The sequence below is a fragment of the Georgenia soli genome (assembly GCF_002563695.1).
Lineage (GTDB): Bacteria > Actinomycetota > Actinomycetes > Actinomycetales > Actinomycetaceae > Georgenia > Georgenia soli.
Genome location: NZ_PDJI01000004.1, coordinates 3,132,123 through 3,145,195, shown reverse-complemented (window position 1 = coordinate 3,145,195; position 13,073 = coordinate 3,132,123). Strand labels below are relative to the sequence as shown.

At 74.4% G+C, this 13,073-nt stretch carries 12 protein-coding genes; 7 read left to right on the top strand and 5 right to left on the bottom strand.

Annotation, left to right across the window (positions count from 1 at the left end; all coding sequences use genetic code 11):
* The first annotated feature begins 67 nt into the window (after positions 1-67).
* From ATJ97_RS15540 to ATJ97_RS20450, 7 genes are all read left to right on the top strand, one after another.
* Complete coding sequence (locus ATJ97_RS15540; protein ID WP_098484511.1) at positions 68-1,513, top strand: glycerophosphoryl diester phosphodiesterase membrane domain-containing protein; 1,446 nt, start codon at positions 68-70, stop codon at positions 1,511-1,513.
* Between the two features lies 1 nt (position 1,514).
* Positions 1,515-2,189 (top strand): DUF4129 domain-containing protein, encoded by a 675-nt coding sequence (locus ATJ97_RS15535; protein WP_245862622.1) that lies wholly within the window; start codon positions 1,515-1,517, stop codon positions 2,187-2,189.
* Positions 2,190-2,194: 5 nt separating this feature from the next.
* Positions 2,195-3,379 (top strand): DUF4350 domain-containing protein, encoded by a 1,185-nt coding sequence (locus ATJ97_RS15530; protein WP_245862868.1) that lies wholly within the window; start codon positions 2,195-2,197, stop codon positions 3,377-3,379.
* Positions 3,376-4,509 carry an AAA family ATPase gene (locus ATJ97_RS15525; protein ID WP_342746910.1) on the top strand — a complete coding sequence of 378 codons (1,134 nt, stop codon included), beginning with the start codon at positions 3,376-3,378 and terminating at the stop codon, positions 4,507-4,509. Before ATJ97_RS15530 ends, ATJ97_RS15525 begins: the two co-directional genes overlap by 4 nt.
* On the top strand, positions 4,509-5,801 hold the full coding sequence (locus ATJ97_RS15520) for a DUF58 domain-containing protein (protein ID WP_098484509.1): 1,293 nt from the start codon (positions 4,509-4,511) through the stop codon (positions 5,799-5,801). Before ATJ97_RS15525 ends, ATJ97_RS15520 begins: the two co-directional genes overlap by 1 nt.
* Before the next feature lie 56 nt (positions 5,802-5,857).
* Positions 5,858-6,232, top strand: coding sequence for an RNA-binding S4 domain-containing protein (locus ATJ97_RS15515; protein WP_098484508.1), 375 nt, complete (start codon positions 5,858-5,860; stop codon positions 6,230-6,232).
* A gap of 540 nt (positions 6,233-6,772) precedes the next feature.
* A complete protein-coding gene (locus ATJ97_RS20450; RefSeq protein WP_245862618.1) occupies positions 6,773-7,378 on the top strand; it encodes a polysaccharide deacetylase family protein in 606 nt (201 codons plus the stop codon).
* A 4-nt stretch (positions 7,379-7,382) separates the two neighbouring features.
* Here ATJ97_RS20450 and ATJ97_RS15505 read toward each other — a convergent pair whose 3' ends face one another.
* The 5 genes from ATJ97_RS15505 to ATJ97_RS15485 all read right to left on the bottom strand — a co-directional run bounded on the left by ATJ97_RS15505 (position 7,383) and on the right by ATJ97_RS15485 (position 13,068).
* Positions 7,383-8,789: a M23 family metallopeptidase gene (locus tag ATJ97_RS15505; RefSeq protein WP_211287255.1), complete on the bottom strand. Its 1,407-nt coding sequence runs from the start codon at positions 8,787-8,789 to the stop codon at positions 7,383-7,385.
* A 10-nt stretch (positions 8,790-8,799) separates the two neighbouring features.
* A complete protein-coding gene (ftsX, locus tag ATJ97_RS15500; protein ID WP_098484506.1) occupies positions 8,800-9,714 on the bottom strand; it encodes a permease-like cell division protein FtsX in 915 nt (304 codons plus the stop codon).
* Between the two features lie 9 nt (positions 9,715-9,723).
* Complete coding sequence (gene ftsE / locus ATJ97_RS15495) at positions 9,724-10,413, bottom strand: cell division ATP-binding protein FtsE (RefSeq protein ID WP_098484505.1); 690 nt, start codon at positions 10,411-10,413, stop codon at positions 9,724-9,726.
* 224 nt (positions 10,414-10,637) lie between these two features.
* A complete protein-coding gene (gene prfB, locus ATJ97_RS15490) occupies positions 10,638-11,753 on the bottom strand; it encodes a peptide chain release factor 2 (protein ID WP_098485525.1) in 1,116 nt (371 codons plus the stop codon).
* 109 nt (positions 11,754-11,862) lie between these two features.
* Positions 11,863-13,068: a multidrug effflux MFS transporter gene (locus ATJ97_RS15485; protein WP_245862614.1), complete on the bottom strand. Its 1,206-nt coding sequence runs from the start codon at positions 13,066-13,068 to the stop codon at positions 11,863-11,865.
* Between the last annotated feature and the right edge of the window lie 5 nt (positions 13,069-13,073).

Sequence of the window (13,073 nt, the reverse complement as noted above, 5' to 3'; positions counted from 1 at the left end):
CGGTCGTGGGACGATACCCCCGGTTGAAGCACTGTGGTGGGGCGATGGTCCCGCAGGAAGGCAGTCCATGTCGAGCGACGACGGCCGGCAGCACGAGCAGGGCCCGCCCGGCCCCGAGGGGGCGGACCGCCGCGACGACGGACGAGGTGCGCCGGGCGACGGCGACCGCTACGGGCAGTACGGCCAGGCGCCGCAGTACGGCCAGCCGACCCCGCCCCCGCAGTACGGCCAGCCGACCCCGCCCCCGCAGTACGGCCAGCCGACCCCGGCCCCCCAGTACGCCGAGACCGCTCAGCCGCAGCAGCCCGCCCGCTACGGCCAGTACGGCCAGTACGGCGAGTACGGGCAGTACGGCCACGGCCAGCAGCAGGTCCCGGCGGCGCAGGACCAGTGGCAGAGCTGGTCCGGCGCGCAGCAGACGCCCGGCACCGGCCCGCAGGCCCAGCCGTGGGGCTCGCAGGCCGGCTGGGGCACCCAGGGCGGCTGGGGCTCCTCCCCCGCCGCCCCGCAGACCGCTCCCGCGTACGGGCAGTACGGCCCGGCCGCCGGGCAGCACGTGCCCCGCGGTTTCGGCGGTGCGGTGCAGCCGGGCATCGTCCCGCTGCGCCCGCTCAACGTCGGCGAGATCCTCGACGGCGGCTTCCGCGCCATCCGGGCCAACCCGAAGGTCATGTTCGGGCTCTCTCTCCTCGTCATGGGCGCCACCGCCGTCATCGAGGCCGTCGTGCTCGCCCTGTTCCTGGGTCAGGCCATCCCGCTCCTCGACGCGACGACCTCCCCCGAGGCCCTCTCGGACCTCGGCGCCGGCAGCGCGCTGGGCATGGTCGCCACCGGGATCGGCGTCTACGTCGCCTCGATCGTGCTGACCGCGCTGCTCATCATCTCCGTCAGCCAGTCCGTCATCGGGCGCGTCGCGACGGTCGGCGAGGTGTGGGCGAACGCGAGGGGGCAGGTCTGGCGGCTCGTCGGCCTGACCGTGCTCCTCGGCGTCGGCTGGCTGGTGGTGATCGTCGCGATCACGGTGCTCGCGGTGCTGCTCGTGAGCGGCATCGTCGCCGCGCTCGGGGACGCCGCTCCGGCCGTGGCCGTCATCGTCGTCCTGCTGGTGGTCCTCGGCGCCGTCGTCGGAGCGGCGTTCTTCGCCGTGCGGCTCACGCTCTCCGCGCCCGCCCTCATGCTCGAGCGGACCGGCGTCATCGCGTCCCTGAGGCGCTCGTGGTCGCTGACCAAGGGCCACTTCTGGCGCATCTTCGGCTCGCTGGCGCTGGCGTCGATCATCGTCGGCGTCATCTCCTACGCGCTGATGATCCCGCTGAGCCTCGGCATGGCCTTCGTGGGCGACGACATGACCGCCATGGTGGCCACGATGATCGTCTCCACCGTGGTCTCCGTGCTCATCTCCGCGCTGACGACCCCCTTCCTCGCGGCCGTTCTCGCCCTGGTCTACATCGACGTCCGGATGCGCAAGGAAGGTCTCGACGTCGAGCTCGCCCGCGCGGCGGAGGCCCGCTGAGGTGGGTCCGACTCCCGTGCCGCTCTTCGGCGTGCCCGTCGATCCTGACGCGGCGGAGGCGCAGCGCTGGGCCGAGGAGGAGCTCGCCAAGCAGATCTACTCCGACGACCCGGGCCTGCTGCAGCGCCTGGGCGAGTGGTTCCTCGGCCTGTTCGAGGGCATCGGACGCATCGGCGCCGTCACCCCGCCCGCCGTCGTCCCCGCCCTCGTGGTCCTCGCCTTCGCCGGTGTGCTCGTCGTGGCCCTGCTGCTCGGCGGCCGGGTGCGGCGCCGACGGGTGGCGGAGGCGGCCGGCTCCCACGAGCTGTTCGAGGACGAGCGCACCAGCGCCGACCTCTTCGCCGCGGCCGACGCGGCGGCGCGCCGTGGCGACTGGGAGACCGCGGTGCTCGAGCGGTTCCGCGGGATCGTCCGCCGTCTGGACGAGCGGGCGGTGCTCGAGGACAGGGCGGGCCTGACCGCGCACGAGGCGGCCACGCTGGCCGCCGCCGCGCTCCCGGCCCACGCCGAGGGCCTGGGCCGGGCCGGTCGGCTCTTCGACGACGTCCGCTACGGCCACGTCAGTCCGGGGGAGCGCGAGGACACCGACCTGCGGCTCCTCGCGGACCGGGTGGGCACGGCCCGGCCGGAGCGTGCCCGTGCCGCCGTGGACGCCGGGTGGGCGGGGGTCTCGTGAGCACGATGGAAATGACGACGGCTCAGGGCCGGAACGGCGGCGCCCCCGGGGGCGCGGAGGAGGCACGACGCCGCCCGTGGTGGCGACGTCATCGCGCCGCCGTGGTCGTCACCATCCTGTTCGTCGGCCTGGCCCTGCTCGCGGTCGTCGTGGGCGGCCGCACGTCGTCCCGTCCGCTGGCCCCGGACAACCCCGAGGCGGGCGGTGCGCGCGCCGCCGCCCAGATCCTGCAGAAGCAGGGTGTCCGGGTCCACGAGGCCACGACCCTCGCCGAGGTGGGCAGCCTCGCCGGCCCGGGGACCACCGTGCTCGTCACGGACGTGCGCCGTCTCACCCCCGAGCAGCGCTCGGAGCTGGCCGGCACCGGGGCAGACCTCGTCGTCGCGGGCAGCGCGTTCGCGGACCTGGAGGGACTGGGCGTGCCGCTCGTGCCGGGCGGCGCCGGCCAGGGCGACCCGGTCCACGCGCAGTGCGCCGACCCGGACGCCGGCGCCGCCTCCCGCATCTCCTTCTCCTCCGGCTCGGTCTCGGCCGAGCCCGGCTCCGACGTCGTCATCTGCTTCCCGGTGGACGACGAGGGCGCCGGCGGGTACGCCGTCTGGTCCGACGGGACGCGCACCGTGCGCTACCTCGCCGACGCGCGGCTGATGACCAACGAGTACCTGGCCGACGACGGCAACGCGGCCCTGACGCTGCGGATGCTCGGCCACCACGAGGACCTGGTCTGGTACCTGCCGTCCGTCCTCGACACCTCCGGCACCACCGACGCGGCGGTCCCCCCGCTGCCCCGGCCGGTCGTCCTGGCCCTCTGGACGCTGGTGGCCGCCGTCGTCGTCCTCGCCGTGGGACGGGCGCGGGGCCTGGGGCGCGTGGTCACCGAGGTCATGCCGGTGGTCGTGCGGTCCGCCGAGACCACCCGCGGGCGGGGGCGCCTGTACCGGCGCTCCGCCGCCCACGACCACGCCGCCGCCGCCCTGCGTGCCGGGGCGGCCAGCCGGATGGCCCGCGCGCTGGGCGTGCCCCGCTCGGCCGACGCCGCCACCCTGACCAATGCCGTCGTCCGGGCCACCGGCTGGGAGGCCGGCGACGTCTCCGACGTGCTGTACGGCCCGCCGCCCACCGACGACGGCGGCCTGCTCGCCCTGTCCACCATGCTCGACGCCCTGGAAAGCGAGGTTCACCGATCGTGACCCACCCCCCGTACGGCCAGCAGCCGTCCGCACCGTACGACCAGGCGCGGTTCGCACCCCGTCCGCCCGCCGTGCCGGCGTCGCCCGTCTCGCCCGCCGGGGCGCCCGGGCAGCCGGACGGCTACGCGGCCCCCGACGGCGCGGCCACCCCGGCCCCCGAGCCTCGCGCGGCGGTCGTCGACTCGGAGGCACGACGGCGCCTCGGCGCGCTCCGCACGGAGGTCGGCAAGGCCGTCGTCGGGCAGGACGCCGCGGTCACCGGCCTGGTCATCGGCCTGCTGTGCGGCGGGCACGTGCTGCTCGAGGGCGTGCCCGGCGTCGCGAAGACCCTGCTCGTGCGCACCCTCGCGGCGTCGCTCGCGATGGGCACCAAGCGCCTGCAGTTCACACCGGACCTCATGCCCGGCGACGTGACTGGTTCCCTCGTCTACGACGCCCGCACGGCCGAGTTCTCCTTCCGCGAGGGGCCGGTCTTCACCAACCTGCTGCTCGCCGACGAGATCAACCGCACACCCCCGAAGACGCAGGCCTCGCTCCTGGAGGCCATGGAGGAGCGGCAGGTCTCCGTCGACGGCGAGCCCCGCCGCCTGCCGGACCCCTTCATGGTCGTCGCCACGCAGAACCCGGTCGAGTACGAGGGCACCTACCCCCTGCCCGAGGCCCAGCTCGACCGGTTCCTCCTCAAGCTGATCCTGCCGCTGCCGGAGCGCCGCGACGAGATCGAGGTGCTCAACCGCCACGCGCACGACTTCAACCCCCGCGACCTCGCCTCGGCGGGCGTCTCGGCCGTCGCCGGCCCGGAGGACGTCGCGGCCGCGCGCGCCGAGGTGGCCCAGGTCCAGGCGGCGCCGGAGGTGCTCGGCTACATCGTCGACCTGGTGCGGGCCACCCGGACCTCGCCGTCCCTGTCGCTCGGCGTCTCGCCCCGCGGTGCGACGGCGCTGCTCGCCACCTCCCGTGCGTGGGCGTGGCTCTCCGGGCGGGGCTACGTCACCCCCGACGACGTCAAGGCCCTCGCGCACCCGACCCTGCGCCACCGGGTGCAGCTGCGGGCCGAGGCCGAGCTGGAGGGCGTGACGGCCGAGACCGTGCTGGACGGCGTGCTCGGCTCGGTGCCGGTCCCGCGCTGATGATCCCCACCACCCGCGCGGCGCTCCTCACGGCCGCCGGCGTCGTGCCGGTGCTGCTGTGGCCGCGCCCGCTGACGCTGTGGCTGTGGGTGGCCCTGGTGGTCCTCGCCTGCGTCGTCGACACCGTCCTGGCCGCCTCCCCGAAGCGCGTGGAGGTGGTCCGCTCGGTGCCGGCGTCGGTGCGGCTCGGCGAGCCGACGGCGTCCACGCTTACCGTGACCAACCCCGGCCCGCGGACGCTGCGGGCGCTCGTGCGCGACGCCTGGCCGCCGTCGGCCGGGGCGGCCCGCAACCGCCACCGGGTGACCGTGCCGGCGGGCGAGCGGCGGCGGGTCCGGACCGCGCTGGTGCCGTCGCGCCGCGGGGACCGGCCGGCGGACCTCGTGACCGTGCGGTCCTTCGGTCCCCTGGGCCTGGCCGCCCGCCAGGCGTCGCTGGCCGCGCCGGCGGCGCTGCGGGTGCTGCCCGCGTTCTCCTCGCGCCGCCACCTGCCGTCGCGGCTGGCGCGGCTGCGGGAGATGGACGGGCGCACGGCCGTGCTCGTGCGCGGGCAGGGCACCGAGTTCGACTCGCTGCGCGAGTACGTCATCGGCGACGACGTCCGGGCGATCGACTGGCGGGCGACCGCCCGCCGCGGTGACGTCGTGGTGCGCACCTGGCGGCCCGAGCGGGACCGGCGGGTGCTCATCGTGCTGGACACCGCCCGGCTGTCCGCCTCCCGGCTCGGCGACGCCCCGCGCCTGGACGCCCAGATCGAGGCGGCGCTGCTGCTCGCGGCGCTGGCCTCCCGCGCCGGGGACCGCGTCGACCTCGTCGCCGTCGACAACCAGGTGCGCGCCCGGGTGGCCGGTGAGCAGGGCGCCCGGCTCATGAGCGCCATGGCCCAGGCGATGGCGCCGCTGGAGCCCTCGCTGGTGGAGATCAGCTGGACGACCGTCACGCAGGTCGTGCGCGACACGCTGTCCCAGCGGGCGCTCGTGGTGCTGCTCAGCGCGCTGGAGCCTTCCGCGGTGACCTCCGGCCTGCTGCCGGTGGCGCAGGCCCTGACGGCGGACCACACCGTCGTCCTCGCCTCGGCGTCGGACCCGGAGGTGGCGGCGCTGCGGGCGGACCGGTCGACCTCGGACGCGATCTTCGACGCGGCGGCCGCCGAGCGCGGCGAGCTCGAGCGCGACGCCGTGGCGCTGCGGCTGCGTCGGCGCGGGGTGGAGGTGGTCGAGGCCGCGCCGGACGACCTGGCCCCGGCCCTGGCGGACACCTACCTCGCGCTCAAGGCCGCCGGCCGGCTGTGAGCCGCTGAGGCGGCTGTGAGCCGCTGGGGCATGCCGGACCGACGTAGGCTCGGAGGGTGACCACGGACGCCCCCGCCTCGGCCCGCGTGGATGCCTGGCTGTGGGCCGTGCGGCTGTTCAAGAGCCGGTCGCTGGCCACCGCCGCGTGCCGCGCCGGGCATGTGCGCGTCAACGGCGAGCGGGCCAAGCCGGCCACCAGCGTGGGCGTCGGCGACGAGGTCGTCGTGCGCGGCGGGGAGCGCCTGCGGGTGCTCGAGGTGCGCAAGGTGATGGTCAAGCGCGTCGGGGCCCCGGTGGCGGCGACCGCGATGATCGACCGCAGCCCCGAGCCGCTCCCCCGCGACGTCTTCGCCGTGCCCCGGCGCGATCGTGGCGCCGGCCGCCCGACCAAGCGCGAGCGCCGCGAGATCGAGCGGCTGCGCGGCTACTGACGCCGGCTGCCGCGCACTCGGCCGGCGCCACGGGGCAGGGAGCCGGGCGCAGGCGCCCCGTAACCGTGACCGAACCGGTACCGGAGGAGGCGGACAGCGCCCGGGGCCGCGCGCAGAATCGGCCCCATGACGGCAGCGGGGCGCCCGGCGCGCGACGGCCGAACGGTGCGGCGGGCCCTCACCGCCGCGGCGGCGCTGTGCGTCCTGGCGGCGTGCGCCGGAGCCCCGGTCCGTGACGGCGGGACCTCGCGAGCCCCGACACCGACGGCCGCCACGACGACGCAGACCCCGGCTCCGCCGTCGACCTCCCCTCCGGCCGCTCCGCCGTCCACCCCGCCGGCAACCGCCGCGTCGCCGTCGAGCCCGTCCCCTACCACCGCGTCGCCGTCCACCCCGCCGGCAACCGCCGCGTCACCGTCGAGCCCCTCCCCTACCACCGCGTCGCCGTCCACTCCGCCGGCAACCGCCGCGCCGCCGTCGAGTTCGTCCACTCCGGCGCCATCCCACGTGCCGGCGTCCTGGCGGGGGCAGGACGTGGAGGTGCTGCCCACGTCGGAGCGCGTGGTGGCGCTGACCTTCGACGGCGGCGCGTCCGGCACCGCGGTCGCGGACATCCTCGGGACGCTGGACCGTGACGACGTGCCCGCGACGTTCTTCGTGACCGGCGAGTTCGCCCGCTCGTTCCCCGCCGCGGTGCGGCAGATCGCCGCCGGCGGGCACCTCGTGGGCAACCACTCCGACACCCACCCGGCGTTCCCGCAGCTGACGAACGAGGCCGTCCGCGCCCAGCTCGAGCGCGCCGACGAGGCGATCCGGGCACAGACGGGCCGGACCACGCGCCCGTACTTCCGGTTTCCCTACGGCTCGCGCACGCCGCTGGACGTGAGCGTGGTGAACGACGCCGGGTACGTCCCCTTCCGCTGGACGGTGGACACCCTGGGCTGGCAGGGCACCTCCGGCGGGACGTCGGTCGCCTCCGTGCGCGACCGCGTGCTCGGCAGCGCGCGGCCGGGGCAGATCGTGCTCATGCACGTGGGCGCGAACCCCACGGACGGCTCCACCCTGGACGCCGACGCCCTGCCCGAGGTCGTCGAGGGACTGCGGGCGCTCGGGTACCGGTTCGTCCGGCTGGACGAGTACCTCTGAACGGTCAGAACCCGGGCAGCGTCATCGGGTCGATCGTGGACCCGTTCTTCCAGACCTCGAAGTGGACGTGGCAGCCCGTGACGTTGCCGGTGGCGCCGGTGTAGCCGATGGTCTGCCCCTGGGAGACCGGCTGGCCCTGGCTGACGGCGAACCGGGAGAGGTGGTTGTAGACCGTCACGTAGGAGTTCCCGCCGACGACGCCGTGGTTGATGAGCACCTGGTTGCCGTGCGTGCCGTTGCCGTACGCGCCACGCACCCCCACCACCGTGCCGCCGGCCGAGGCGTACTGCGGGTTGCCGCAGGCGGAGCGCAGGTCGACGCCGTTGTGCATGAACCAGCCGCCGGTGATCGGGTACACCCGGTAGCCGTAGGGCGACGTCACGTAGAGGTTCGGCACGGGCGGGGCGAGGAAGTTGCTCGACGCGGGGGCCGGGGCCGGCGCGGCCGGTGCCGGGGCGGGCCGGGACTGCTGCGCCCGCGACGCGGCGGCCCGCCGGGCGGCCTCCTGGGCCTCGCGCCGGCGCCGCTCCTCCTCCGCCTTGCGGCGGTTCTCCTCGTCGATGCGCGCGATCTCGCGGGCCAGCTCGGCGCTGTCCGCCTCGAGCTCGGCGAGCTGCCCGGCGTACTGCTTCTTCTGGTCCTCCAGCCGCGCGGACAGCGCGGTCATGTCGGCCTGGATCTTCTCGATCTCGGCCTTGTGCTCGGCGGCCTCGGCGCGCGCCTCGTCGGCGGCGACGACGGCGGCGTCCGCCTCGGCCTTGAGCTCGCCGATCCGCTCGGTGACCGCGACCTGCCGCTCGCGCTGGTTGCGGGCGACGGCGGAGGCGGTCTCGAGGTCGTCGAGGACCTGGGTCTGGGAGCGCACCGCCGAGCCCATGACGGCGTAGCTCTGGAGGAAGTCGTCGGTGGAGGCGGAGTCGAGGACGACCTCGAGGGTGCTGACCGCGTTGTCGCCGCGGTAGGTGCTGCGGGCGAGCTCGCCCATGGCGGCGCGGGTGGAGTCGATCTGCTCCTCGCCGGCCGCGATGTCGGCCTCGAGGGAGGCGGACTCGGCCTCGGCCAGCTCCAGCCTCCCCGCGACCTGCTCCTGCTTGCGCTCGGCGGCGGCCAGCGCCTCCTCGGCGGCGGCGAGCTTCTGCTGGGCGACCGGCAGCTGGGCCTTGGCGTCCTCGAGCTTGAGGTAGGTCTCGGCGAGGTCGGCGTCGACGCCCTCGAGGGAGGACTCGACCTTCTCGCGCTCGGCGGCGTTGCGCTCCCGCTCGCGCACCAGATCGTCCCGGTTGTCGGCGTGCGCCACCGTGCCGACGGCGCCGAGGCTCAGCGCCACGAGCGCGGCGGCCAGCGCCGACCCGATCGCCCGCAGCGGGCGTCGGGCAAGTCTGTCCGTCAGGCCGGGGGAAGGACGGCGCACGGGTTTCACCTCACACCTTCGTGTAGCGACCGAGGGTCACGATCGAGCTGATGCCGGCGAGGAGGATCGCGGCGAGGACGAGGAACGGGGCGACGGTCAGCACGTCACCGGTGTCGACGAACTGCACCCACGGGGTGGAGGAGGCGAGCCAGTCCTCCACCAGGTACCTCACGCCCAGGAGGAGCCCCCCGACGGAGAGCGCCGCACCGATCAGCGCGGCGATCGCGCCCTCGAGCATGAACGGCAGCTGGATGAAGAGGTTCGAGGCGCCGACGAGGCGCATGATGCCGGTCTCCCGGCGCCGCGACATCGCGGAGAGCCGGATCGTCGTCGTGATGAGCAGGACAGCGGTGACGATCATGACCCCGCCGAGCCCCACGGAGAGCAGGGTGGTGCGGTTGAGGACCAGGAAGAGCGGCTCGAGCTGCTCACGCTGGTCCACCACGACCTCGACGCCGGGACGCCCCTCGAGCTCGTCGGCGACGATCTGGTACTGCTCCGGGTCGACGAGCTTGACCCGGTAGGAGACCTGCATCTGCTCCACGGTCAGGGACTGGGCCCACACCGTGTCCGCCATCTGCTCCTGGAACGCCTCGAAGGCGTCCTCCTTGGACTCCAGGTAGACCTCGTCCACGTAGGGCGTCATGCTCTCCGACGCCAGCAGGTCACCGATGGCGTCGATCTGCTCCTGGGTGGCCTCGCCGCCGGCGCAGGCCGGGGTCGCTGAGCTGGCCGGGCACATGAACGCGGAGACCTCGACCTTGTCGTACCAGTCGTTCTTGAGGTTGCCGACCTGGATCTGCAGGAGGGCGGCCGCGCCCACGAACGTCAGGGAGACGAAGGTGACGAGGATGACCGAGACGGTCATGGCCAGGTTCCGGGAGAGGCCCTGGAAGGTCTGGGAGAGGACGAACCGAAGTCGCACGATCCGCCCCTACCGGCTCGCGCCGTAGACGCCGCGGGACTGGTCGCGCACCATCACGCCGTCGGACAGCTCGACCACGCGCTTGCGCATCTGGTCGACGATCTCGTCGTCGTGGGTGGCCATGACGATGGTGGTTCCGGTGCGGTTGATGCGGTCGAGCAGGCGCATGATTCCGATCGAGGTCGTGGGGTCGAGGTTGCCGGTGGGCTCGTCGGCGAGCAGGACGGCCGGCCGGTTGACCATGGCCCGGGCGATGGCCACGCGCTGCTGCTCACCGCCGGAGAGCTCGTGCGGCAGGCGCTTCTCCTTGCCGTCCAGACCGACCAGCTCGAGCACCTCGGGCACGGCGCTGAGGATGTGGTGGCGCGGCTTGCCGATCACCTGCGGGGCGATCGCCACGTTCTCGAAGACCGACTTGTTCGAGAGCAGACGGAAGTCCTGGAAGACCGTACCGATCTGCCGGCGCAGGTGGGGCACCTTCCACCGCGAGATCTGGGCGAGGTCCTTGCCCAGCGCGTGGATCTGCCCGGACGTGGGGCGCTCCTGCCGCAGGACGAGGTTGAGGAAGGTGGACTTGCCGGAGCCCGAGGAACCGACGAGGAAGACGAACTCGCCGCGCTCGATCTCCAGGCTCACCTGGTCCAGCGCCGGGCGGGCGCCCCGCGCGTAGACCTTGGAGACGTTCTCAAATCTGATCACAGGTGCATGGCGGCCAGTCTCGACAGTGGGAGGAACAGCTGCTGGCCTCCAGGCAGACTAGGCACCGCCCGGCCGGGCGCCGTGGCAGACACGCCGCGGGGGCGCCGGCGCACCTGCGAGCCGCATCTCACGTCCCGACGACGCAGCGAGGCCCCCAACCCGTCGGGGAGCGCCCGCGTCAGGCGGCGGGCACGCGCCGCGTCAGGCGGCGAGCACGCGCCGCGTCAGGCGGCGGGGACGCTCTTGCGCCAGCGGATCCCGGCGTCGATGAAGTCGTCGATCTCGCCGTCGAACACCGCGGAGGGGTTCCCGGACTCGTGCTCGGTGCGCAGGTCCTTGACCATCTGGTACGGCTGCAGCACGTACGAGCGCATCTGGTCGCCCCAGGCGCCCTTGACGTCGCCGGCGAGCGCCTTCTTGGCGGCGTTCTCCTCCTCCTGGCGGACCAGCAGGAGGCGGGACTGCAGCACGCGCAGCGCGGCGGCACGGTTCTGGATCTGGGACTTCTCGTTCTGCATCGACACGACGATCCCGGTGGGGATGTGGGTCATGCGGACGGCGGAGTCGGTGGTGTTGACGGACTGCCCGCCGGGTCCGGAGGAGCGGAACACGTCGACCTTGATCTCGTTCTCCGGGATCTCGATGCTGTCGGTCTGCTCGATGAGCGGGATGACCTCGACGGCGGCGAAGGACGTCTGCCGGCGGCCCTGGTTGTCGAACGGGGAGATGCGCACGAGGCGGTGCGTGCCGGCCTCCACGGAGAGGGTGCCGTACGCGTAGGGCGCCTTGACCTCGAACGTCACCGACTTCAGGCCCGCCTCCTCCGCGTAGGAGGTGTCGAGGACGTTCGTCGCGTACCCGTGACGCTCGGCCCAGCGCAGGTACATGCGCATGAGCATCTCGGCGAAGTCGGCGGCGTCCACCCCGCCCGCGCCGGCGCGGATGGTGATCACGGCCTCGCGGGAGTCGTACTCGCCGGAGAGGAGGGTGCGCACCTCGAGGTTCTCGAGGTCCCGACGGATCGCGGTGAGCTCGGCCTCGGCGTCGGTGAGGAACGCGTCGGCGTCGGCGCCCTCCTCCTCCTGGCCCAGCTCGACGAGGGCCTGGAGGTCCTCGATGCGCTCGCCCATCTTCTCCACGCGGTTGAGCTCCGCCTGGGCGTGGGAGAGGTTCGAGGTGACCACCTGGGCGGCGTCGGGGTCGTCCCACAGGTCCGGGGCGGAGGCCTTCTCCGACAGCTCCGCGATCTGGGCGCGCAGGGCGTCCGGGTCCGTCACCGCGCGGATGGACTCGAACGTCGTGCGCAGGTGCTGGATCTCGCTGCTGAAGTCGGTGGCCACGAACGGCAAGGTTACGCGATCGGCCGACCGCGCGCGGGGCGCCCCTGCGCCGACCACCCCCGCCCGGGGGCGCCGTGCCGCCCCGCGGGTCCTGCCGCGCCCGCGGGACCTACGCCGCCCGGGGACCGCGAGTGCGCCCCGCGGCGAGGAAGATCACCAGGCTGGCGCTCACGGCGCCGAGGATCACGGTGGCCATCGCGACGTCGTCGCCCCCGAGCAGGCCGACGACGGGTGAGACGACCCCGGCCACGCCCGCCTGCAGCGCGCCGATCAGCGCGGCGGCCGTGCCGGCCCGTTCGCCGTGCAGGGTCAGGGCCAGCGCGGTGGCGTTCGGCAGGACGAGGGAGTTCACGCTCAGCAGGAGCCAGAGCGGCACGATCAGTCCCAGGAGGCCGCCGGTCCCGGTCGCCACGAGGGCGAGGAGGACGACTCCGAGCGTGGCGGCGAGCGGGATCGCCACGCCGAGCACGGCGGTCGGCTCGAAGCGCTTCACGAGCGAGGCGTTCAGCTGGGAACCGAGCACGAGCCCCGCCCCGTTCAGGGCGAACAGGAGCGCGAACTCGGTCTCGCTGAGCCCGTAGCCCTCCTGCAGCACGAACGGCGAGCCGGCCACGTAGCTCATCAGCGCCGCCAGCCCGAGGCCGGGCAGCACGGCCAGGGCCATGAAGTGCCCGTCGCGCAGGAGCTGACCGTAGCCGGCGAAGGTGGCTCCCAGGGGCTCACGCCGGCGCGCGGCGGGCGGCAGGGTCTCGGGGAGGAATCGCGCCATGACGGGGATGAGCACCAGCCCCACGAGGGCGAGGACGACGAACGTGGCGCGCCAGCCCCACCAGCCGGCGATGAGGCCGCCGACGGTGGGCGCCAGCAGCGGCGCGACGCCGATCACGAGCATGAGACGCGACATCAGCACCGACGCCCCGGCGCCGCTGTACCGGTCGCGGATGACGGCCATGGCGGTGACCGTGGCGGCGGCGTTGCCGATGCCCTGGATCACCCGCAGCACGATCAGCGGCCAGATCCCCGGGGTGAGCGCGCACAGCACGGAGGCGACGACGTGCAGCGAGACGCCGATCATCACCGGGCGGCGCCGGCCGTAACGGTCGGACAGCGGGCCGATGAGCAGCTGGCCGATCGCCCCGCCGATGAGCACCCCGGTGATGGTGGCCTGGACGAGGGCCGGGCCGGAGCTCAGGTCCTCCGCGACGACGGGGAGCGAGGGAAGGTACAGGTCCGTGGTGACTGCCGGCAGCGCGGCCATGGCACCGAGGAGAAGGACGAACGAGGCGCGGGGTCGGGCACTCGCCGGGAACGTCACGCGCC

Bases quoted from the DNA above. Each gene is read 5' to 3' on its own strand.
- ATJ97_RS15540 (WP_098484511.1), top strand. From the start codon at position 68: ATGTCGAGCGACGACGGCCGGCAGCACGAGCAGGGCCCGCCCGGCCCC.
- ATJ97_RS15530 (WP_245862868.1), top strand. From the start codon at position 2,195: ATGGAAATGACGACGGCTCAGGGCCGGAACGGCGGCGCCCCCGGGGGC.
- ATJ97_RS15520 (WP_098484509.1), top strand. From the start codon at position 4,509: ATGATCCCCACCACCCGCGCGGCGCTCCTCACGGCCGCCGGCGTCGTG.